At 59.7% G+C, this 21039-nt stretch carries 17 protein-coding genes; 8 read left to right on the top strand and 9 right to left on the bottom strand.

What is annotated here, in order from left to right; translation table 11 throughout:
• Window positions 1-2: 2 nt before the first annotated feature.
• From HFO71_RS00390 to HFO71_RS00400, 3 genes are all read right to left on the bottom strand, one after another.
• A complete protein-coding gene (locus HFO71_RS00390; protein WP_221987426.1) occupies window positions 3-2570 on the bottom strand; it encodes an HWE histidine kinase domain-containing protein in 2568 nt (855 codons plus the stop codon).
• Window positions 2567-3103, bottom strand: coding sequence for a biliverdin-producing heme oxygenase (locus tag HFO71_RS00395; RefSeq protein ID WP_077979082.1), 537 nt, complete (start codon window positions 3101-3103; stop codon window positions 2567-2569). The genes HFO71_RS00390 and HFO71_RS00395 overlap by 4 nt, the downstream gene beginning before the upstream one ends.
• Window positions 3104-3244: 141 nt before the next feature.
• Window positions 3245-4144 carry a LysR family transcriptional regulator gene (locus HFO71_RS00400; RefSeq protein ID WP_221987428.1) on the bottom strand — a complete coding sequence of 300 codons (900 nt, stop codon included), beginning with the start codon at window positions 4142-4144 and terminating at the stop codon, window positions 3245-3247.
• Between the two features lie 102 nt (window positions 4145-4246).
• Between HFO71_RS00400 and HFO71_RS00405 the strand changes: the two genes are divergently transcribed.
• Window positions 4247-5269 carry a zinc-dependent alcohol dehydrogenase family protein gene (locus tag HFO71_RS00405; protein ID WP_025395667.1) on the top strand — a complete coding sequence of 341 codons (1023 nt, stop codon included), beginning with the start codon at window positions 4247-4249 and terminating at the stop codon, window positions 5267-5269.
• A gap of 56 nt (window positions 5270-5325) precedes the next feature.
• Here the strand turns inward: HFO71_RS00405 and HFO71_RS00410 are convergent, their stop codons facing one another.
• Window positions 5326-5736 (bottom strand): rhodanese-like domain-containing protein, encoded by a 411-nt coding sequence (locus HFO71_RS00410; RefSeq protein WP_221987429.1) that lies wholly within the window; start codon window positions 5734-5736, stop codon window positions 5326-5328.
• 67 nt (window positions 5737-5803) lie between these two features.
• On the opposite strand from HFO71_RS00410, the gene ftrA reads away from it, so the two are divergent.
• Together ftrA and HFO71_RS00420 are read left to right on the top strand one after the other, a co-directional pair.
• Window positions 5804-6805 (top strand): transcriptional regulator FtrA, encoded by a 1002-nt coding sequence (gene ftrA / locus HFO71_RS00415; protein ID WP_077979080.1) that lies wholly within the window; start codon window positions 5804-5806, stop codon window positions 6803-6805.
• 470 nt (window positions 6806-7275) lie between these two features.
• On the top strand, window positions 7276-8286 hold the full coding sequence (locus HFO71_RS00420; RefSeq protein ID WP_221987688.1) for an SDR family oxidoreductase: 1011 nt from the start codon (window positions 7276-7278) through the stop codon (window positions 8284-8286).
• 167 nt (window positions 8287-8453) lie between these two features.
• Here HFO71_RS00420 and HFO71_RS00425 read toward each other — a convergent pair whose 3' ends face one another.
• Complete coding sequence (locus tag HFO71_RS00425) at window positions 8454-10139, bottom strand: glycoside hydrolase family 13 protein (RefSeq protein WP_221987430.1); 1686 nt, start codon at window positions 10137-10139, stop codon at window positions 8454-8456.
• Window positions 10140-10319: 180 nt separating this feature from the next.
• On the opposite strand from HFO71_RS00425, the gene HFO71_RS00430 reads away from it, so the two are divergent.
• The 5 genes from HFO71_RS00430 (at window position 10320) to HFO71_RS00445 (ending at window position 14667) form a co-directional block, all read left to right on the top strand.
• Entirely contained in the window at window positions 10320-11963 is a 1644-nt protein-coding gene (locus HFO71_RS00430) for an alpha-amylase family protein (RefSeq protein WP_221987431.1), read from the top strand.
• Complete coding sequence (locus HFO71_RS00435; protein WP_131639720.1) at window positions 11960-12967, top strand: TIGR03885 family FMN-dependent LLM class oxidoreductase; 1008 nt, start codon at window positions 11960-11962, stop codon at window positions 12965-12967. Before HFO71_RS00430 ends, HFO71_RS00435 begins: the two co-directional genes overlap by 4 nt.
• Before the next feature lie 92 nt (window positions 12968-13059).
• Window positions 13060-13350 (top strand): hypothetical protein, encoded by a 291-nt coding sequence (locus HFO71_RS00440; protein ID WP_245006849.1) that lies wholly within the window; start codon window positions 13060-13062, stop codon window positions 13348-13350.
• A complete protein-coding gene (locus HFO71_RS36280; protein ID WP_338150476.1) occupies window positions 13245-13493 on the top strand; it encodes a hypothetical protein in 249 nt (82 codons plus the stop codon). Before HFO71_RS00440 ends, HFO71_RS36280 begins: the two co-directional genes overlap by 106 nt.
• 337 nt (window positions 13494-13830) lie before the next feature.
• The gene (locus HFO71_RS00445; protein ID WP_025395659.1) at window positions 13831-14667 is read left to right on the top strand and encodes an SIR2 family protein; all 837 of its coding nucleotides are present in this window, start codon (window positions 13831-13833) and stop codon (window positions 14665-14667) included.
• Here the strand turns inward: HFO71_RS00445 and treZ are convergent.
• The 4 genes from treZ to HFO71_RS00465 form a co-directional block, all read right to left on the bottom strand.
• Complete coding sequence (gene treZ, locus HFO71_RS00450) at window positions 14664-16652, bottom strand: malto-oligosyltrehalose trehalohydrolase (protein WP_221987432.1); 1989 nt, start codon at window positions 16650-16652, stop codon at window positions 14664-14666. The two genes, HFO71_RS00445 and treZ, sit on opposite strands and share 4 nt — an antisense overlap.
• A gap of 156 nt (window positions 16653-16808) precedes the next feature.
• Window positions 16809-18122 (bottom strand): NAD-dependent dihydropyrimidine dehydrogenase subunit PreA, encoded by a 1314-nt coding sequence (gene preA, locus HFO71_RS00455; RefSeq protein ID WP_025395657.1) that lies wholly within the window; start codon window positions 18120-18122, stop codon window positions 16809-16811.
• 15 nt (window positions 18123-18137) lie between these two features.
• Complete coding sequence (locus HFO71_RS00460) at window positions 18138-19499, bottom strand: NAD(P)-dependent oxidoreductase (protein WP_077979073.1); 1362 nt, start codon at window positions 19497-19499, stop codon at window positions 18138-18140.
• Between the two features lie 408 nt (window positions 19500-19907).
• A complete protein-coding gene (locus HFO71_RS00465; protein WP_170268491.1) occupies window positions 19908-20903 on the bottom strand; it encodes a sensor histidine kinase in 996 nt (331 codons plus the stop codon).
• Window positions 20904-21039 lie beyond the last annotated feature (136 nt).

Below are 21039 nucleotides of genomic sequence, written 5' to 3' on the forward strand. Positions count from 1 at the left end.
TCTTATCCTCTCCGCGAGAGCGGAACCCGGGCAAGAATATCCGTCATGCCCTCCATCGTATAAGGCTTCTGTAGCACGGGCGCGTCCGAGTGGCTGTTGGCCTGGGCGATGCCCTCCCCATAGCCCGTGGCAAAAACGAAGGGCACGCCTTCGGCAGCCAGCCGGTCGGCAATTCCGAAACTCGTCTCATCGCCAAGATTGACATCGAGAAGCGCCAGATCGAAGGACTGGCCTGCCAGAATTTCCATCGCCTCAGTGACACTTGGCGCCGTAGCCACGTCGGCGCCCAGGCGGCGCAGGATGTCCTCGCCATCCATGGCGATGATCAGATTGTTTTCCACCAGCAGCACGTTCAGGCCGAAAAGCGGCTGATCGTCGGGATTGGTCTTGGGTTCGGTCGTTCCGAGCGGAGCCGGATTTGATCGTTCGCTCGTGGGGCCGACGACATGTCGCGCGGGGATGGAGAAATCGGCCTCGAGCCCATCCTTGGCGTAGCGGACCTCGGCTTTGCCGCCAAGGTCATAGGGGATCGAGCGGCGGATGATCGTCGAACCGAAGCCATGGCGTTTGGGTTCGACGACGGGTGGACCATTCTTTTCGCGCCAGCTAATGCGCAGATTGCCCTCGTCGTCGCGATGCCAGCCGAGTTGGACGGTGCCGCTGCCAATTCCGGAAAGGCTGCCATATTTGGCGCTATTGGTCATCAGCTCATGGAAAACAAGGGCGGCGGTGGAAAAGGCCTGCGGTTCCAGCAGCACATCCTCGCCGCTCATCTGGATGCGTTGCGCGTTTTTCCCGAGATAGGCGGCGGTCTCTGCGAGCAGCAATTGCCGAAGCGAAGCGGGCGCCCAGTGATCGCGGGTGATCTGGTCATGGGCGCGGGCGAGTGACTGGATGCGGCCCTCGAGCTGGCGAATGTAGTCGCCAAGGCCGACCGACGTTGCCTGCGACTGCCGGATAATGCCGGTGATGAGGCTCAATATGTTGCGGACGCGGTGGTTCAGCTCGGCAATCAGCAGTTCCTGGCGCTCGTTTGCCGTCTGGCGCGCCATGCTGACCTCGTCGGTGAGGCGCAACACCACTTCGATCAGTGTGACGCGGATGGTTTCGGCGACACGGCGCTCGGCGTCCGTGAAAGGAAGGGAGCGGCCGCGCACCAGTTCCGACCAGGCTTCGAAACTCTTGCGCGGCGTCAGCCTCGGGCCGTTCGGCCCGTATTCCACCGGCTTGTGTGGGTCGCCGCCCCAGCGGACGGTGCGCACCAATTCCTGACGGAAAAGCACGACATAATCGCGCGGCGAACGCGAGATCGGGATGGCGAGCATGCCTGCCACCGCATCGTCGACCTCAAGGTCCGGATAGGTTTCTGAGAGCCTGTCCACGGCATAGATTCGGCCGGCAGCGCTACGGTTGAGGTGGCGGACGAGGGCTGCGAAACTTCTCTCATTCGGCCCGATGCCGGCGAGTGCCAGCCGGCCGTTGATCCAGACGCCGATCCCGTCAGCAGGAATGGCATCGGCGAGCGCCTCAATCAGCCAGGCCGGATCGTCGAGCAGGCTCGCATTGTCTGCCACGGAGGTGAGAAGCCGGTCGGCGATGCGGCGCGCCTTGGTCTCGTAGTCGAGAGCCAGCCGCCGTTCGCGGCTTTCAAGACGCGACGCAAACATCTGACCGAAGAGTTCGGCAGTGGAGCGGCTTTGGGCCGAAGGCAGACGCGGGCCGTAATGATGGCAGGCAAATAGGCCCCAGAGCTTACCGTCCACGACGATCGATATGGAGAGCGAAGCGCCGACGCCCATGTTTTTCAGATATTCGATGTGGATCGGCGAAACAGAACGCAATACCGACATGGAGAGGTCGAGCGGCTGGCCGTGCTCGTCGCGTTGCGGCAGGATCGGGACCGGGACGGCGTCGACATCGGCAATGATGCGGAACAGGTTGCGCAGATAAAGCGCGCGCGCCTGCACCGGAATGTCGGAAGCCGGATAGTGCAGCCCGAGAAACGAGCCGATGCCGGCCCGGGCGGCTTCCGCCACCACTTCGCCGGAACCGCCTTCGTCGAAACGATAAACCATGACCCGATCGAAGCCAGTCAAGGCGCGCGCCTGTCTTGCACCTTCGCGGAAGAAAGCCTCCAGTGTTTCCGTGTGGTCGAGGCGGGACATCATGCTGCGCATGGAGAGCGAAGCGGCGTCGTGCCGGTCATCCTGGCAGCGCTCGCCTTCGATGATGACCTCACCTCCGTTCAGGTGCAGGGCAATGTCGAACCTGTTTTGATCGGGCATCAGGGCAATGCCGAAAATGCGCTCGGCGACGTCGGGACCGCGCAGCGTGGTAAGCTTGTTGCGGACGGCGTGGAGTGCTTCGGGTGTGATCAGCGAAACAACGGGACGGCCGATCGCGTCGGCCTGCGCAACATCGAGAAACTCCACCAGATTTGCGGAGGCGCGGGTGACAATCCAGTCTGAGGATATCGCCAGGAGAAAGCCGAAAGGTTGAACCGATCCAAGCTGGTGGATCGGTTCACGGTCGCAGTTGGTGAGATCGACAGGTTCGTGCGTGCCGCTCATGGCACGGTTTCCAGCGTGAGTTGCCCCGCTTTTAGGAAGAGATCGAAGACATTGCGAGCGGCCGTGACGGCAGCGCCGGGATCGTCCACCTTGCTCGCGTCAAGACGATCCATGAAGAGCCGCATGGCGCCCTTCGGGCCTTGGGGGGTCAGGTAGCTGCTGGGCAAATGATCAGGCACGGCCTTGGCGAGCAGCGCGCCGCCGAGCTTGGAGCCTTCCAGGACATAGGCAGCACCCCAGACCGCTGCTTCGCAATGCAAGGCGGGTTGAGGAAGGGGCGCGGGCAATCGATCGCCGAGTTCCCTAATGTCGGCAGCGAGCAGGTGAGCGCGCCTTCGTTCCGACCAGTTGGGCAGCAGGCGAGCGATCCCGGCTTCCTCAAGCGCATGTTCGACTGATGGTACGACCTGGGCATGCGCGCGCAGGAATGCCTTGTAATCCTGGGTGCGTGAGAGATTGAAACTGCCGAAGAGAGCGTCGACCGCGGCGTGGCAATCTGCAGTTTGTGCGCGGAGAGCGCTGCGAAGTGACATGCTGACCGTGTTCCGAGTGATATGGCGGTCGTCCACAACGGACGGTGAACTATCGGATATACTGCTGCATCGGGTGATTTCCAGGGAAACGTATAGGAATTACATGGGTTTCTCGTCGCTCGCAGACGCGTGGCGAGCGCTTCAGCCCATCATTGCCGGCAGTCCTGCGGCGAGCGTATCGATCGCGAGCCGCACCTTCGGCAGCATGACCGGAGAGCGCAGCCAAACGGCATGGGCATCGAAGACATTGGCCGGTTCCTGCTTCAACACCTGAATGAGCCGGCCTGCCAGCACCTCCTCGCGGACCAGCCAGCAGGGGAGCCAGGCAAGTCCGCGCCCGACGACGGCCGCATCGGAAATCGAAGCAAGGTCGTCGAGCCGCAGCCGCGCCTTTGGCGGCATCCGCCGCCCGGGATCGGCTGCAGTCGGAAAGATCCAGCCCTTGTCATCATCGCCCCGCCTATAGACGATGCCCTCATGCCGGGGAATATCGAAGACGGTCTGAGGCGAACCATGTTTTTCCAGATAGGCGGGCGATGCGCAGACGGTCATGCGCTGGCGGGCGATCGCCCGGGCCATCAGATCCGGATTGTCCTTCAGCGGCCCGTTGCGGATGACAAGATCGAAGCCGTCCTCGAGCAGGTCGACGATACGGTCGTTGAAGGAAAGGTCGAGTTCGAGGTTCGGATGTTCATCGAGCAGGCGTGCCAGGATCGGGGTGATGCAATGGCGGCCGAAAAGCACCGGCATCGAGATGCGCAGGCGGCCGCGCACATCACGCCGGCCGGATTCCAGCATCGCTTCCCCGAGGCGGATTTCCTCGACCGCCCGCAGGCAGCGCTCGTAGAAGAAGCGGCCTTCCTCGGTGAGGCTCTGCATGCGTGTCGTACGGTTGAAAAGCCGCACGCCGAGACGCTGTTCCAGACGTGCGATCGTCTTGCCGACCGCCGAACGCGTGAGGTGAAGCCGCTCGGCGGCGGCCGAAAAGCCACCTGCCTCGACGGCTTCGACAAAGATCGAGATACCCTTCAGCTGTTCCATTTGTTTCCTCTTTGGAACCATTCTGGAGAATAAATATCGCAACTGGTGCGAAATATTCAACGATATGTTTTGCGCTCCCTGCAATGGACAAGGAGCAAGACAATGCAGACAACACGGCAATGGCAGATCGACGCGGTAGGGCCGGAGCGCCAGCTGACGATCGGGGAGCGGAGGCTCGAACCGGTTTCGGGAAACAGGGTTCTGGTCCGGACGGAAGCCGTCTCGCTCAATTTCCGCGATCGGTTGCTGATGGAGAGCGGCATGGGGTTGCCGCTGCAATTTCCCTTCGTGCCAGCTTCGGACATGGCAGGGGTCGTCGAGGCAGTCGGACCCGATGTCAGCCGTTTCAAGCCGGGCGATCGGGTCATCTCGACGTTTTCGCCCGACTGGATTGACGGACGCGGCTTGGGCGATGCGCGCACGCCACCTTACAAGACGCGCGGCGGCTTCTATCCCGGCGTCCTCTCGCAATACACCGTGCTATCGGAGGAATGGTATTCACGCGCGCCTGATACGCTCGATGCGGCGCAGGCGAGCACCTTGCCCTGCGCCGGACTGACTGCCTGGTTCGCCCTGATCGAACGCGGCGGTCTGAAAGCCGGCGACAAGGTGCTAGTACAAGGCACCGGCGGGGTGGCGCTCTTCGGTCTGCAGATCGCCAAGGCGCATGGCGCGGAGGTCTTCATCACATCAGGCAGCGCCGAGAAGCTCGAGCGCGCCGTTGCTCTCGGCGCCGATCATACGATCAACCGCCATGAGGGCGACTGGGTGGAACAACTTTATCAGTTGACCGGCGGCTATGGCGCCGATCACGTGCTTGAGATCGTCGGCGGCCCACATCTCGGCCAGGCGCTGAAGGCGGTGGCGATCAATGGCCGCATTTCCGTTATCGGCGTGTTCGAGGGATTCGAGGTTTCCGGCCCGGCCGGCCCATTCCTGCTCAAGGCGCCAGTCGTGCAGGGCATTTCGGTCGGCCATCGCCGTGCGCTTGAAAATCTGGTGCGGGCAATCGACCAGACCGGGCTGAAGCCTGTGATCGACAAGCGTTATGCCTTCGACGAATTCCCTGAGGCGCTCGATCACCTCTATCGCGGGCCTTTCGGCAAGGTGGTCGTCGAGTTCTGACTGCCGCGATTTTCCCGTCTCCCCGCTGCAATAATTGCAGGGGAGACGGGAGGCCCTCATGCGGCAGCAGGGACGCCCTGTTCGAAGGCGAAGCCTTCATCGGCCCAGCCGGTCATTCCGCCGATCATCAGCTTGGTCTGAAGCCCGAGATTGGCGAGGCGGAAGGCAGCCTTGTCGGCGCCGTTGCAGTGCGGGCCGGCGCAATAGACGACGAAGAGTGTATCGCTTGCCCATGTCGACATGCGGTGCGCCGTCATCTTGCCGTGCGGCAGGTTGATGGCTCCGGGAATGTGGGACTCTGCGAAGAGCTGCGGCGAGCGCACGTCGAGGAGAACGAAATCGACTTTGCCGGCCGCAAAGGCGGCATGCACGTCGGAGCAATCGGATTCGAAAGCGAGCTTGGCGGCAAAGTGAGCGACGGCGGCATGCGGAGCTGCAGCAGGTATTTGGGAAATGGGGCTTGGCATCGGTTTTCCTTTTTCTGAAGTTGCCGCCTGGTATTGCCGATGCTAAAGCTTTGCGAAATTGGCCATCATGACCGACAGCGTAAAGATCATGCCAAATTCATTGCCGCCGCAGACGAAAGGACCGCTGGTCGCCGCACTTGCCTATGACGGGCTCTGCACCTTCGAATTCGGCATCGCCTACGAGGTCTTCGGCCTGCCACGGCCGGAAATGGGCGAAGGCTGGTATCGCTTCTCGGTTTGCGGCATCGAACCGGGTCCGCTTCGCGCTGCGGGAGGGCTGACGGTGGCAGTCGACAAGGGACTGGAAGTGCTTGACGAAGCGGACCTGATCGTCGTGCCGGGTTGGCGGTCGATCGATGCCGCCGTTCCTGAGCCGCTGGTTTCAGCGCTCAAGGCCGCGCATGAACGCGGCGCAAGGATCATGTCACTTTGCTCAGGTGTTGCCGTTCTTGCCGGGTCGGGTCTGCTAACGAACCGCAGGGCGACGACGCATTGGCGTTATGTCGCCTCGATCGCCGCGCGTTATCCCGACATCGCACTCGACGCCGACGTTCTCTACATGGACGAAGGCAGCCTGCTGACGGCGGCGGGCAGTGCTGCCGGCATCGATCTCTGCCTGCATGTGGTGCGCGGCGATTTCGGTTCGGAGGCCGCAAACAGCGTCGCCCGCCGTCTGGTCGTGCCGCCACACCGCGAAGGCGGACAGGCGCAGTTCATTCACGCGCCGGTTCCCGAGGAACGCGAGGGTATCCGCTTGGGGCCGCTGATCGAATGGATGCGCGAAAGCCTTTCCGAGGACCAGCCAATCAGCCTGCTTGCGAAAAGAGCGGGCATGAGCATGCGCACCTTCCAGCGGCGCTTCGAAGCGACGACGGGCCTCAGCGTCGGCGAATGGCTGCTGAAGGAGCGGCTGCGTCATGCCCGCGATCTGATGGAGAAGGAACTTGCCGTTTCGCTCGATGACATCGCCGCTGCCAGCGGCTTTGGAACACTGGCAACCATGCGGCATCATTTTCGCAGGCGGCTCGGGACAAGCCCTCATGCCTATCGAAAATCATTCGGTGGCTAAGGCATCCTTTGCCTGCATTTAACCTAGCTAGAGCCTTTCCGGGTTAGATTGAAGCATTCTGTTGGCTCAAACGGAGTCGGATGGTCGACCGGCCGGCGCGCGTCGTAGCCAAGTTCTACGGCCAAGCCGGCCGATCGATCAGCCGGCCCGTTTCAGCCAACCCGAAGGGCCGGGCATCTTTCCGCCAGGGCAAAGGCGATCGGCTCGGACGTACCTAGGGGTATGCCCTTCGCCAATCGCCTCTGCCCTGACGAAAACCTGCTCCGGCAGAATGCTGCAATCTAACCCGGAAAGGCTCTAAATGGCCGCTCTCGATCGCATCTCGAGAGGGCGCGTGGTGATGAGCGACATCTCAGCACGCTCCGAGACAGCAAGAGTTGCCTGAAAAGGCGCGATGTTCGCTGGCCGGGAACTTCAATGGCGCCGGGTTGTTTGCGCAGAAAGTGGTAAATCGGAAGGACGCTTCGACTATGACAACCAATCTCAAGGATGCTGTCGTCGTCATTACCGGCGCATCGAGTGGTATCGGCCAAGCCGCAGCCGAGGCATTCGCCAGGCAGGGGAGCAGGCTGGTGCTCGCGTCGCGCAACGGTGCCGCGCTGGAAAAAGTGGCAGAGGGCTGCCGCCTCCTTGGCGGCGAGGTCACTTCAGTTGTTGCGGATGTCACCGACCCCGATGCCGTCAAGGCTCTTGCCTCGAAAGCTGCCTCGTTCGGCAAGATAGATGTCTGGGTCAGCAATGTCGGAGTCGGCGCGGTTGGTCGGTTCGAGGAGACGCCCATTGAAGCGCATGAGCAGGTCATCCGCGCGAACTTGCTGGGACATATCAACGACGCACACGCGGTTCTGCCGGTGTTTCTGCGCCAGGGGAGAGGCGTCTTCATCAATATGATTTCGCTCGGCGGTTTTGCAGCGGCGCCGTTCGCCACAGCCTACAGCGCCAGCAAGTTCGGGCTTCGCGGATTTTCCGAGGCCTTACGGGCGGAGGTGGCGGATAAGCCTCGCATTCATATCTGTGATATTTACCCCGCCTTCGTCGATACGCCCGGCCTGATGCATGGCGCCAACTATGTCGGCCGGAAGGTCTCCGCGCCGCCGCCGCTGATCGATGCTCGGCGCGTTGCCGAAGCCATAGTCCAGGTGGCAAAACATCCGCGAGCAACGACCACCGTTGGCGCCGTAACTAACGCAACACGTCTCGCTCACTTGCTGGCGCCAAACCTGACGGCGCGTTTGCTCGGCCGCTTCATGGCGGCCTATTTCAACCGCGCATCACCTGTCGCGAAAAGTGACGGTAATCTCTATCGGCCTTCCCAGGACACGGCACATATCGATGGCGGTTTACGTTCGCGCTCGCGGTCATCGCTGCCGGCGCCTCTGATGCTGGGCCTTGCAGCCCTTGCTTCCTTCGCGATCGGCGCGGCCATAGCATCGAGGGGCAGCCGGCGCCAGCCTCTTTCTCTGCCCCGGCGCTTGCGATAGCCGAGAAGATCCCAGCCTCGAGCACAGCAAAAGCCAAGCAACTGTGATCGGATACTAGCTTCACCTAGAGCATGATGCCGAAAACTATGAGCGGTTTTCGGGCGACATCATGCTCTAACTCTTGAATTGAGAACAGGATTCAGATTTTAGGCCGACCCGGCCTAAAGTCATCCTGTTCTAGACGCTATGGCGAAGGCCTCGTATGGGCTGAGTTCAATGGTCTCGTTGATCATGTTCACCGGTTCATAATTGCAGATGAGACATTCTCCGTTCATGCCGAGCTCCGATGGCAAACTCAGCGCAATGTGCCGTGGGGTGAAGTTGGCGACGACGATCATCCGAGTCCTGTCGAATGTACGGGTATAGACGAAGACATCAGGGTGTTGGTCGAGCCAGGATCGGTATTCCCCGTATACGATGACAGGGCACGTCTTCCGGAGAGCGATCAATTTGCGATAGTGGTTCCAGATCGAGCTCTCGTCCCTAATGGCCGCTTCAGCGTTGACCTTCGGATAATTGGGATTGACTTCGATCCAGGGCACGCCGGTCGAGAAACCGCCATAAGGGGCCGCGCTCCATTGCATCGGTGTGCGGGCGTTATCGCGGCCGTTCTCGTTTGCTCCGCGAATAAACTCTTCTGGGGAAAGGCCGGCCTCCACGTGCAGCCTGTGCATGTTGAGGGTTTCGATGTCCCGGTACTGTTCGATGGAGGTGAACGGGACGTTCGTCATGCCGATCTCCTCACCCTGATAGATGAAAGGCGTGCCTTTCAGGAGATGCAGCACGGTCGCCAGCATCTTGGCGGACTCCACGTGATAGCCGGTGACATCGCCGTAGCGCGAGACGGCGCGTGGCAGATCGTGATTGCCCCAGAAGAGCGAATTCCACCCATCTTCGGACAAGGCAAGCTGCCACTTGCTGAGGACCGTCTTGAGATTGACAAGGTCGAGCGGTTTCGGGCGCCATTTCCCATAGACCGTGTCCCATTGCTGGATGACGTGCTCGAACTGGAAGATCATCGACAGTTCTTGGCGGTCACGCCCGGAATAGAGGAGGGCCGCGCCGGGAGTGGCGCTCCAGGCTTCACCAACCGTAAGAATGTCGCGGCTGCCAAACGTCCTGGCATTCATCTCCTGCAAATAGTCGTGCAGATGCGGTCCGTCCTTGATGAGCTCCCGGTCCACCTGCTTGCCGATGTAATCAATGACATCCATACGGAAGCCGGCAATGCCGCGCTCGAGCCACCAGTTCATCATGTCATAGATTTCCGCCCGTACCCTCCCGTTCTCCCAATTGAGGTCCGGCTGACGGCGGGAAAACATATGCAGGTAATATTCGCCTGTTGCGGGGTCCAGCGTCCACGCCGGCCCGCCGAAGGAGGATTTCAAGCCGTTCGGCGGTCCTCCGCCCGGCGCAGGCTTTCGCCAGATGTAGAAGTCGCGGAATGGGTTGTCCGAACCCTGACGGGATTGAAGAAACCACGGATGCTCATCGGAGGTGTGGTTCACGACGAGGTCGAGCATGATGCCGATTCCTCGATCTTTTGCCTCCGCCACCAACTGGTCGAAATCTGCGAGCGTGCCAAACTCGGAGGCGATGTCCCGATAGTCGGATATGTCGTAACCATTGTCGTCCATCGGCGACTTGTAGATCGGCGACAGCCAGATGATGTCGATCCCGAGCTTTTTGAGATAATCGAGCTTTGAGGTGATGCCGGGGAGATCGCCGATGCCATCGCCGTTCGAGTCGCAGAAGCTGCGCGGATAGACCTGGTAGACAGTTGCGGTATGCCACCATTTCGGTTGGAGAGGTGATCGCTCGGGACTTGCCAGCGGTGTCGTGGAGTGATCCATCGGAGGCTTTCCCATCTGTTCGGGATATTGGGAAAACACCGGTGATGTCTGCAGGTTCCACCGGCGCAGACCTTCCTTCCGCTTCCCCCGGCACCCGTGGACTTGGCGCAATCCGAGGAACCCCCTCGTTCCGGAACCGTTAGAAGGGGTGGCAACAGAGATTATCGGGAGACCGTCGCGGTGCCGAACCGAAGCAGCAGCTGGTATGAGGAGGCAGTGATCTACAGCATCGATGTCGAGAAATTCGCCGATGGAAATGGCGACGGCATTGGCGACTTCGTGGGCCTGACTGAAAAGCTGACCTACCTTTCAGAACTCGGAATCACATGCATCTGGCTCCTGCCGTTTTATCGCAGTCCGGATCGCGATAATGGTTATGACGTCAGCGATTTCTATTCGATCAACCCAAAGGTCGGAACGCTTGACGACTTCCTGACATTTCTGCACAGCGCCGGTGAGCATGGGATTCGGGTGATCATCGATCTTGTCGTCAATCATACATCCGATCAGCATCCCTGGTTCCAGGCCGCCAGGCGGGACGACGAGACGCGCTACCGCAGTTATTATGTCTGGAGCGCCGATCCTCCGCCTGTCGCTTCCGGGGCCAAGTCGATTTTTCCGGGCGAAGTGGACAGCCTCTGGACCTATGACGAAGTGGCGAGGGCCTATTATTTCCATAGTTTCTATGAGTTTCAGCCTGAACTGAACGCTGCTAATCCGCGGGTTCGCGAAGAGATCTTGCGCATCGTCGACTACTGGATCGCGTTCGGGGTCAGCGGGTTCAGGCTTGACGCCGCGCCGCTTATCATTGCCGATAAAGGACTTGAGCATGCCAATCCTCGTGATCCACATGGTATCCTAAGGGAGATCGGCAGCTATCTACAAAGCAGGCGGCCGGGTGGTGTGCTCCTTGGTGAAGTCAATCTTCCGCCGGAGGCTTCCGATGCCTATTTTGGAGAAGGAGACCAACTCCAGCTTCTGCTCAACTTCATGCTCGCCTGCTATCTCTTCGCAGGCTTCGCTGGGGAAGACGCGGCCTCGATCAATCAGGGACTGAGCCTGCTTCCGGAGCCACCGCCCGGTTGCGCGTGGGTCAATTTCCTGCGCAATCTCGACGAGCTCGATTTTTCCCGGGTTCCTGCGGATTTGAAGAAGAACGTCTTCGACGCCTTGGCGCCGAAGGAAGAGATGCAGGCATTCGGCCGCGGCATCCGCCGTCGCGTTGCGCCCATGTTGAACGGCGACCAACGACGAACCGAACTCGCCTTCAGCATCATCTTTTCGCTGAGCGGGCCACCGCTTATCGTCTACGGCGACGAGATCGGTATCGGCGAGGACCTTTCCCAGCCCGGACGCAATGCAGTGAGGGTACCGATGCAATGGTCGGCGGAAAGGAATGCCGGTTTCTCCGGTGCCAACGCCGGAAAACTGTGTCAGCCGATCGTCGCCGAGGGGCCGTTTTCCTACAAAAAAGTCAATGTTGCCGACCAATCCAACGATCCAAATTCCCTGTTGAACGGGATCAGGCGCTTTATTTCTCTTCGCAGGAACCAACCGATCTTCACGAAGGGGCGGCTGGTGAGATTGAGCGCCGAGGATCCGGCTGTTTTAGTCCACGGCTTTGAAGACGCCGGGTCGCTTCTGTTGCTCGTTCACAACCTTGCTGGCCGGCGTATTAAGACGGAAATCAATTTTGGCGGAATGCAGCCTGGGAAGTTTCGAGATCTGATCGGCGAGGTGGAGTACGCTGGCGCCATCCAGCCACGCCTGGAACTCGATCCCTATGCCTATCACTGGTTTATTTCCGAGGGTAACGGATCATGACGCTCATCGGTTATCACGCGTCCCATGAACAATTTTCGCCAAGCGAGCTTCTCGGATATGTGCAGGCTGCGGAAGCTGCGGGTTTCGGTGCCGTGATGTCGTCCGATCACCTGACGCCGTGGAGTGAGAGGCAGGGTCAGTCGGGCTTCGCTTGGGCTTGGTTAGGGGCGGCGCTCCAGGCCACGCGATCTATTCCCTTCGGTATCATAACAGTCCCTATGGGCTGGCGTTATCATCCAGCGATTACCGCACAGGCCGGCGCGACGATCGCGGAAATGTTTTCGGGACGGTTGCCGTGGATAGCGGTGGGCAGCGGGCAGGCCATGAATGAACACGTCATCGGTGAACGCTGGCCTTCCAAGGCCGAAAGAAATGAACGGCTGCAGGCGGCGGTAGAGATCATGCGGGACTTGTGGTTGGGGAAGCTTGTCAGTCGGGCAGAGCCCATCAAAGTCGATCAAGCCCGCGTCCATACTCTCCCTGATGAGGTCCCGCGCATTGTTGCCGGCGCTCTTTCGCCAGAAACGGCCGAGTGGGCGGGAGGCTGGGCGGATGCGCTTATCACCATCAATCAGCCGCCCGACAAGCTCGGCAAAGTCGTCGACGCCTTCCGGCGTGGCGGCGGGCAGCAAAAGCCGCTCTACTTACAAACGCATATTTCCTATGCCGGCTCCGAAGAGGAAGCCAGAGCAAGCGCTTTCGAGCAGTGGCGAAGCAACGCAATTTCTGCTGCGATCTCGGAAACCCTTCGTTTGCCCGAGGAGTTCGATGAGGCGTGTCTGAAGGTGCGGCCGGAAGATATGGATGAGCATGTGCGCATCTCGGCCGATCCGCAACAGCATGTCGAGTGGCTAAAAGCCGATGTCGAGATGGGATTTGAAGAAATCTACATTCACAATGTGGGGCGCAATCAGCGCGAGTTCATCGAAGCCTTCGGACGCGAGGTCCTGCCCGCCTTCAGGACTGGCACACCGGTTGCGGCATCGAGCTCCCTAGGGGAATAACTTGAAGGGCCGGCCAGGGGATTAGCTGATGAGGATCTCAACAAATGCGGCTGATTTCGCACTCGCCGCCCCAGTTGTCCAAAGGAGGTATCATGTTCAAGAAATACGCCTACGCCTGGATCACCGTCGGCTTCTTTCTATTTTCGCTCACCGGCCATTGGTTATTTGGTTGGTTTGCTTTTGTCGGCGAGCAGCAGAACCACGGTCAGGTGCCTGATGTTATTGCCTATCTCATGAGATGGGCAGAGACACCTTTGAAAATTGGCAGTCCGAATTCCTGCAATTGCTCTGGCAGGTCGTCGGTCTTGCCTACTTTCTCTATATCGGATCTCCGTCTTCGAAGGAAAACGATGACCGTACCGAAGCGAAGCTGGACGCTCTGATCAGATTAAATGCCGGAGAGAAGGCTGATGCGATCATTGCCGAAATCGACAAGCACTTCATGAGAACCGGCGGACATGCGGGACCGTACGCCCACGACTTGGAAACGCGCAGAGGCCCACAGAGGATCGGCGACGCCACTTAGCGGTTCAGCTTTTCATGGAAGCGCAGGACCGCTCTAACCTTTTGTTTTCGCGCAATTCCGGACAGAAAACCGCTTCGCACTTTTCCTGGAATTGCTCTGGGCAGGCTCAGGCGGACCACGAAGCTGCCGCATCCTTGCAGCCGGACCCGCCGAGAGAGGCGCGAACCGTGCTGCGTGGTGACGGATTGCGGAGGACAGCAGTCATGCGCGCCAAGGAAATCGAAAGCGGCCACGGCTCTTCCTGCGCAAAGTCTTTAAAGCACCTCACGGAGGTACGCTAGCGCACGGAAACAACTCTCTCCGGACCACGTTCGATCTACGGCAGTCAGGAGGATTCGTGCCACACGATGAACAGATATTGGCGATCGCCAGCGCGCTTGAACGCCGGCAGGCCATTTTGTTCGTTGGGGCAGGAATATCGATGAGCGTCGGTTTGCCGTCATGGACCTGCCTCATCGACCACATGTTGACGGACCTCGGCCTGCCTTCCTCGTTCGCCGCCGCCCACGGCACGACCTACCAGGAAATTGCCGAATATTACCGGTTGAAGCACGGTTCATTGTCTCAATTGGTCGAATGGATGAAATGCGAGTGGCAGATTTTGCCGGAGCAACTGAGGACATCGGAGTTGCATCGGCTCATCGTCGAATTGGATTTTCCTCTCGTTTACACCACTAATTACGATGCAAATCTCGAAATGTCCTATGAGACGTTCGGGCGGCCATTCACGCGGATCACAAGCGCGAAAGACATGGCGACCGCGCCGGTCGGCAAAACTCAAATCGTCAAATACCACGGCGATTTCTCCGATCCGGACACACTGGTGCTGACAGAGTCGGATTACTTCGATCGCCTGTCCTTTGATGCTCCTTTGGACATTAAATTCAGGAGCGATGCCTTCGCCTCGACATTGCTGTTTATCGGCTACAGCATGTCCGATCTGAACATTCGCTTTTTGCTCCATCACCTGTGGTCGACATGGCGGCGAACCGGACTAGACCGACACCGGCCGCCGCTGTTTCTCTTCATGCACGAGCCGACCGAAGTTCAGGTGCATGTTCTGAAGAGGTGGGGCGTTACTGTCCTCAGCGGCGATGGCGAGAGTTCAGGCGACTCCCTCTCTCATTTTCTCGAACGTCTGCTTCAACGACGAAACGCGAAGGCCCGCAGTTAGGTGCCGGGGTCCCCGGCTCGCAAGATGCCGGCTTGCCAGTCCTCTATAGGCATTGCTGAGGCGTTTTGCCGATTCTGGAGTTTTAGTGGGGCGAGGACCAGGGCAATATCCCCGTTCAATACCCAACGCTTCCGAAAATCACACGGGCGGCGTCCGCTGCCACCGTAGGCGGCATCTTCACTCGACCAAGAGAGATGCCATTGGTGAGCTTCTGGTGGAGCGAAAAGCGGATCCGGCAGACTATCGATCACGAGGTCATTGCCGAAGTTGATCAACAATATTCTTTCGTCCGACGGTTTCCCCGCGAAGAACCTCAGGAGGAAGGCGGAGCTGGACAAAATATTACCGTCCATTTGGCCGTCACGAGCGCAGGCTTGGCGAGAAAATGCCTTGTTTGTCTGACGTAGATTCAGCAGGTCGCGATGAAGCAGCACGAGCGCCGCGTTCCTCTCCCATTCAGCCCAATCGAGCTTCACCTTCTCAAACGTCGTGCGAGCACACGGATCCGCCAACTGTCTAATGAGCTCTTCATCCCTCAGGTTCGGGAATTGGCTGATGAAACTGCGCCGCCCCTGCCGGACGATGTCGGCGATTTCCCCTTGGTGATCTGCGAAATAATAGAACGGAGAAGAGGAACCAAATTCTTGCCCCTGAAAAAGCATGGGCGTTTGCGGCCCCAGCAGTTGGAGCGCCGTCAGAGCCCGAAGGCGGGCTGGCGATGTTATCTGGCCGATCCTGGCGCCTGTGCCGGAATTGGCGACCTGGTCGTGATTCTGGAGGAAGTGTACGAAATTCCACGGCTTGAGGTCGAGCCCAGCCGTTCCACGCGGTTTATCCTGCCAATCATATCGCTGCCCCTGAAACAGGCAGCCATATTTGGCGGCAGAAACGAGCTCCTGGGCCGTACCGCGGTGATCATGATAATAGGCTTCGCTGCGGCCGGTTAGCGCCACCGTCGCGGAGCGGTGGAAATCGTCATTCCATAAGGCGTCCAGCCCATGCCCTCCCACATCAGCCGGCCGCACCATGTTGGTTTGTTGCGGCTCATTTTCGCTCACGAGGTAGATCTGCCGCTGTCCCGCTGCTGCCCGAGCCTCCCTCGCAATGACGGTGATGATGTGTTCGTGGCTCGAATCGAACAAGGCCTGCGTGGCGTCGATACGCAGTCCATCAAAGTGGAATTCATCGATCCAGTAGGCCGCATTCTTCGCGACATATTCGCGAACGCCACGGCTGTTCGGACCGTCGAAGTTGATCGACTTGCCCCATTCGTTCGAGTAACGCTCTGTGAAATAGTCTGGCGTGAATTCGCAAAAACGCTCACCCTTACCGAAGTGATTGTAGACGACGTCGAGGATCACCCCAATGCCGATCCGGTGGGCTTCGTCGACGAAACCGCGCACATCATCCGGTGTTCCATAGAGCCGGGTCGGAGCGTAGAGCAAGGTGCCGTCGTAACCCCAGCCGAATTCGCCTTCAAACTCATTTATCGGCATTACTTCGAGGCAGTTGATGCCGATAGCGCGAAGTCTTTCCAGCTTTTCCCGGGCTGCCGCAAAGGTACCTTCCCTTGTGAAGGTGCCGATGTGCATCTCATAGAGAGCAGCTCCGAAGGCGGGCATTCCTTGCCAATCGTGATCACTCCACTGGTACCGCGCCGGGTCCACGACGACTGATGGCCCCGATGGGCCATCCGGCTGAAAACGCGAGGCAGGATCGGCAAGAAGATCATCCGCATCTCCAAAGTGAAATTGATATCGCGTCCCTGCATCCAGGCCGGGCAGATGGAGGCAGAAGTAGCCGCCGTCCTCCGCCGTCATCTGATGTTGGGAATTTCCCTCGATCACGAGGAAACAGCGTTCTCTGGCAGGGGCCCATAGCCTGAACGAAACGCCGCCGGCATCAACCTCCGCTCCGATCGGGAGGCGTCGGCGCGAACGGGGACGCATCGTTTCCGACTTTTCGCTGCTTGAGTGGTCCTGCATGGCTCTCTCGTGGAATCGCCTGCGCTAACTTCGGCAGCCTTATGATTTTCCCGTAATCGCCTTTCGCCACCTTTGGAGCCGCCCATCAAGCCCGAAACTTGCATTGCGGTACAGGGCAATACCGCGAACCGAGCTTGTCCGCGGCATTGCAAGTCCTCACTCCGCCGCCTGACGCGCCATCGGGTTGTTCGGGTGCGTAGTCCAGTTGGCATAGTTCGGGTCGACGACCCGGCCGGTGCGTTTGTCGAGGGTGCCGGCGGGAAGCTGTTCCATGGTGATGCAGTTCTCGACCGGGCAGACGCTGACACAGAGATTGCAGCCGACGCATTCCTCGTCCATCACCTCGAAATGGCGAGCGCCATCGACGAAGTTGGTGATCGCCTGGTGCGAGGTGTCCTCGCAGGCGATGTAGCAACGGCCGCATTTGATGCAGGCGTCCTGATCGATCTTCGCCTTGGCGATGTAGTTGAGATTTAGATACTGCCAGTCGGTGACATTTGGGACGGCGCGGCCGGTAATGTCGTCGAGGTCGCGGTGGCCCTTCTCGTCCATCCAGTCGGAGAGGCCAGTGATCATCTCCTGGACGATCTTGAAACCGTAGGTCATCGCCGCCGTGCAGACCTGGACGTTGCCGGCGCCGAGCACGAGGAATTCGGCAGCGTCCCGCCAGGTGGTGATGCCGCCGATGCCCGAGATGGGCAGGCCGTAGGTTTCCGGATCGCGGGCGATCTCGGCCACCATGTTGAGCGCGATCGGCTTTACCGCCGGGCCGCAATAACCACCATGGCTGCCCTTGCCGCCGACCGTCGGGTTGGGGGCGAAGTTATCGAGATCGACGGAGACGATCGAATTGATCGTGTTGATCAGCGACACGGCATCGGTGCCGCCGGCCTTGGCGGCGCGGGCCGGGCGGCGAATATCGCTAATGTTGGGCGTCAGCTTGGTGATGACCGGCATGCGGGTGTACTGCTTGCACCAGCGCACGACCATCTCGATATACTCAGGCACCTGGCCGACCGCCGAACCCATGCCACGTTCGGACATGCCGTGGGGACAGCCGAAATTGAGCTCGATGCCGTCGGCGCCGGTCTCTTCAACCAAGGGCAGGATTGCCTTCCAGGCCTCTTCCTCACAGGGCACCATGATCGAGGCGATCAGCGCCCGGTCCGGCCAGTTCATCTTCACCTGCTTCATTTCCCGCAGGTTGGTATAGAGGTCGCGGTCGGTGATGAGTTCGATATTGTTCAAACCGAGCAGGCGGCGGTCGGCGCCCCAGATCGCACCGTAGCGTGGGCCGTTGACGTTGACGACGGGCGGGCCTTCCTCGCCCAGCGTTTTCCAGACCACACCGCCCCAGCCGGCCTTGAAGGCGCGCTCGACATTGTAGGCCTTATCGGTCGGTGGCGCAGACGCCAGCCAGAAGGGGTTCGGGGATTTGATGCCGACGAAATTATTACGGAGATCAGCCATTGTTCATTCTCCCCTTCAAGCGACGGCGACAGCCGGAGCGGCTGCTGCAGTGAGGGCACGATGGATGGATTCAGCCGCGTCGCGACCGTGGGCGACCGCCGAAACCGTGAGATCGTCACCGCCGAAGACGCAGTCGCCGCCTGCCCAGACGCCGTCGAGCGAGGTATGGCCTTCGCCATCGACAGCGATGCGGCCGGATTCCATGCGCAGCGAACCGAGACCGGAGGCGTCAAAGCTCTGGCCGATCGCCTTGAAGATCTGGTCGGCGGCAATCACACCGGTTTCGCCGGTGCCGACGAGGCGGCCATCGAGGATTTTGGTATATTCCACTTCGATCGCGGCGACTTTGCCGTCCTGCGACAGGATCGATTTCGGCGCCAGCCAGTGGCGGATGATGACGCCCTTGGAGCTTGCCAGATCCTGTTCGAATTCGGAGGCGTTCATGTGCTCCTTGCCACGACGGTAACAGATCGTCACCTCCTCGGCGCCGAGCAGCTTTGCCTGCACGGCAGCGTCGATCGCTGTCATGCCGCCGCCAAGGACGACGACGCGGCGGCCGATGGCGATGTCGCTTCTGTCTTCGGCCTGGCGGAGTGCGGCGATGAAATCGACGGCGTCGTCGACGCCTGCAAGGTTTTCGCCCTCGATGCGCAGCGCGTTGACGCCGGCAAGCCCGATACCGAGGAAGACGCCGTCATATTGCGCCTGCAGATCGGAAAGCGAGAAATCGCGGCCGATACGCTGCGCATGCCGAACCTCGATGCCGCCGATCGAAAGGACGTAATCGACTTCCTTCTGGGCGAAGTCGTCGACGGTCTTGTAAGTGGCGATCCCGTATTCGTTGAGACCGCCGGATTTTTCCCTGGCATCATAGATGACGACGGAATGGCCGTTCACTGCCAGGCGATGGGCGGCGGCAAGGCCGGCCGGGCCTGCGCCGACGACGGCGATCGTCTTTCCGCTCGGTTCGGCTCTGGCATAGAACTGCCGGCCCGCCTGCATGGCGGCATCGGTCGCATAACGCTGCAGGCGGCCGATTTCGACCGGCCGCTCTTCAGCTGTGTTGCGCACACAGGCCTGTTCACAGAGTTCTTCGGTGGGACAGACGCGGGCGCACATGCCGCCGAGGATGTTCTGGTCGAAGATCGTCTTTGCCGAGCCGATTGGATTGCCGGTCGAAATCTGGCGGATGAACAGCGGAATGTCGATCGAGGTGGGACAGGCCGTCATGCATGGCGCGTCATAACAGAAATAACAGCGGTCAGCGGCGACCAGCGCCTCATGATTATCGAGGCGCGGATGAAGATCGGAAAAATTAGCCTCATACTCGGCGGGCGAAAGCCGGCCGGGATGAATCCCGGTTTCCAGTCGTTCCATTGAAGTTCCCTCATTATTGGTAAACGGCCTGTGAGGGAAAGCGTAACTCAGGTTTAAAAATTTATCAAACGGTAAAATTTTGACGATTTTTGCGTGTAATCCCGCAAGCAATCCACTGTTTTTGCTGGAAGAATTTAATCCGTCTGCATCGGTGAAACGGCCGAGCGCGCGACGAGGGAAGGGCATCCGAAAAAAGATTCAAAAAAGCCGAATTTTTTTTGGAGGGCAGGGAACCAAAGTTTGATGTCGCCGTTATTGCGATATCCGGATGGTGATCGCATCGACCCAACATGCGCGCCCCCAACCCACTATCCGGACGTACTCACGGTCCCCTCCCGGTGAGTGAAGACAGCCGGTGCGCCGCCCTCGCACCGGCTGTTTTTCCGTTTAAGGCCGTCTCCAGGGCTTTCACACTCGCTTGAAGATCTCGAATTCGGTTTCCGGAATGGTCAGACGGTACTCGATGCGGCCGGGAACGAGGTTCAACTCCGCCTTGCCGTTGACCGACGAAGGCACGACACGCTCCAGCACTGTGCGGCCGAAGCTGTTGTCGCTGAATTCGTGGACTTCTGCCTGATCATGCAGAACTTCCGCCCAGGCGACTTCGATCGCCTTCCGGTCGTTGATCATGGCTTCGCGGCAATTCAGCGTGATGGAGGCGGCGCCGCCTGATATCGCGCCGAAGGAGGCAGAGTTGACGATGAGTTCGTGGAGGGCAAGCCCGAGATGCACGGCGGCATTCGGCGTCAGGTGAGCGTTGATGCCATAGATCGGCATGGAGCCGGCCGTCTCCGGCCAATAAGGAGCAAACTGCTTTTCGGCGAGTTCAAAGAGATAGGCGCCGCGCCAGCTCGAATCCGTAATCAGGTCCTGCGAGTTGGAAAGCGATTGCAGCCGTCCGCGGAATTTGAGGAGGAAGCTGTCGAGAGAGAGCGTGTTGCGGGCCGTCTGGGTGGCAATGCCCTGAATTATGGCGAGAAGGTTCTTCGAGCGGTGTGAGAGTTCGCGGAGCAGCGATTTCAGAACTTTTTCGCGATGCCGGCTTTCGGTGACTTCAGCCATGACGGACAGAAGTCCATGTTCGCCGCGTCCGCCGGTGCGCTGGATCTTCAGTTCATAAGTGCGCCGTTCGCCGTCGACGTCGACCTCGACTTCGGCATTGTTGGGGATGCCGGTTTCCAGCACCTTCTGCTTCAGCGCCGTCAGATATCGGCCGTGCGCATCGCCAAAGAGGACAGCATCGCTGCTGCCGGGCGCAAAGAGTGCTGCAAAATGCGGAGGCAGATTTTCGGCGTAGAAAATCGAAAGTCGGGCGTCCTGGCAGAGGATCGAAATCCCGGCGCTGCCGAGCGCGCGTTCCATCATTGCGGCTTTGCCTTCGAAGGTAAAAGGCATGCCGGACAATGGTTCAGTCGTATTCACTCGGCCGCCTTTCCTTGTGACATCTTGAACGTCGCTGAAGGGAGCGCCCTTCCAGACACCGCCTGCCAACTCTAGAACAAAGCGCTGCAAAAACCGTTAAAGCCACCGGAGCGTCCCG

It is taken from the genome of Rhizobium laguerreae, assembly GCF_019778565.1.
Classification (GTDB): Bacteria; Pseudomonadota; Alphaproteobacteria; order Rhizobiales; family Rhizobiaceae; genus Rhizobium; species Rhizobium laguerreae.

What these genes read in the sequence shown, in the direction of transcription:
- HFO71_RS00390 (WP_221987426.1), bottom strand. Translation starts at nt 2,570, where the DNA reads ATGAGCGGCACGCACGAACCTGTCGATCTCACCAACTGCGACCGTGAA.
- HFO71_RS00395 (WP_077979082.1), bottom strand. Translation starts at nt 3,103, where the DNA reads ATGTCACTTCGCAGCGCTCTCCGCGCACAAACTGCAGATTGCCACGCC.
- HFO71_RS00400 (WP_221987428.1), bottom strand. Translation starts at nt 4,144, where the DNA reads ATGGAACAGCTGAAGGGTATCTCGATCTTTGTCGAAGCCGTCGAGGCA.
- HFO71_RS00405 (WP_025395667.1), top strand. Translation starts at nt 4,247, where the DNA reads ATGCAGACAACACGGCAATGGCAGATCGACGCGGTAGGGCCGGAGCGC.
- HFO71_RS00410 (WP_221987429.1), bottom strand. Translation starts at nt 5,736, where the DNA reads ATGCCAAGCCCCATTTCCCAAATACCTGCTGCAGCTCCGCATGCCGCC.
- ftrA (WP_077979080.1), top strand. Translation starts at nt 5,804, where the DNA reads ATGACCGACAGCGTAAAGATCATGCCAAATTCATTGCCGCCGCAGACG.
- HFO71_RS00420 (WP_221987688.1), top strand. Translation starts at nt 7,276, where the DNA reads ATGACAACCAATCTCAAGGATGCTGTCGTCGTCATTACCGGCGCATCG.
- HFO71_RS00425 (WP_221987430.1), bottom strand. Translation starts at nt 10,139, where the DNA reads ATGGATCACTCCACGACACCGCTGGCAAGTCCCGAGCGATCACCTCTC.
- HFO71_RS00435 (WP_131639720.1), top strand. Translation starts at nt 11,960, where the DNA reads ATGACGCTCATCGGTTATCACGCGTCCCATGAACAATTTTCGCCAAGC.
- HFO71_RS00440 (WP_245006849.1), top strand. Translation starts at nt 13,060, where the DNA reads ATGTTCAAGAAATACGCCTACGCCTGGATCACCGTCGGCTTCTTTCTA.
- treZ (WP_221987432.1), bottom strand. Translation starts at nt 16,652, where the DNA reads ATGCAGGACCACTCAAGCAGCGAAAAGTCGGAAACGATGCGTCCCCGT.
- preA (WP_025395657.1), bottom strand. Translation starts at nt 18,122, where the DNA reads ATGGCTGATCTCCGTAATAATTTCGTCGGCATCAAATCCCCGAACCCC.
- HFO71_RS00460 (WP_077979073.1), bottom strand. Translation starts at nt 19,499, where the DNA reads ATGGAACGACTGGAAACCGGGATTCATCCCGGCCGGCTTTCGCCCGCC.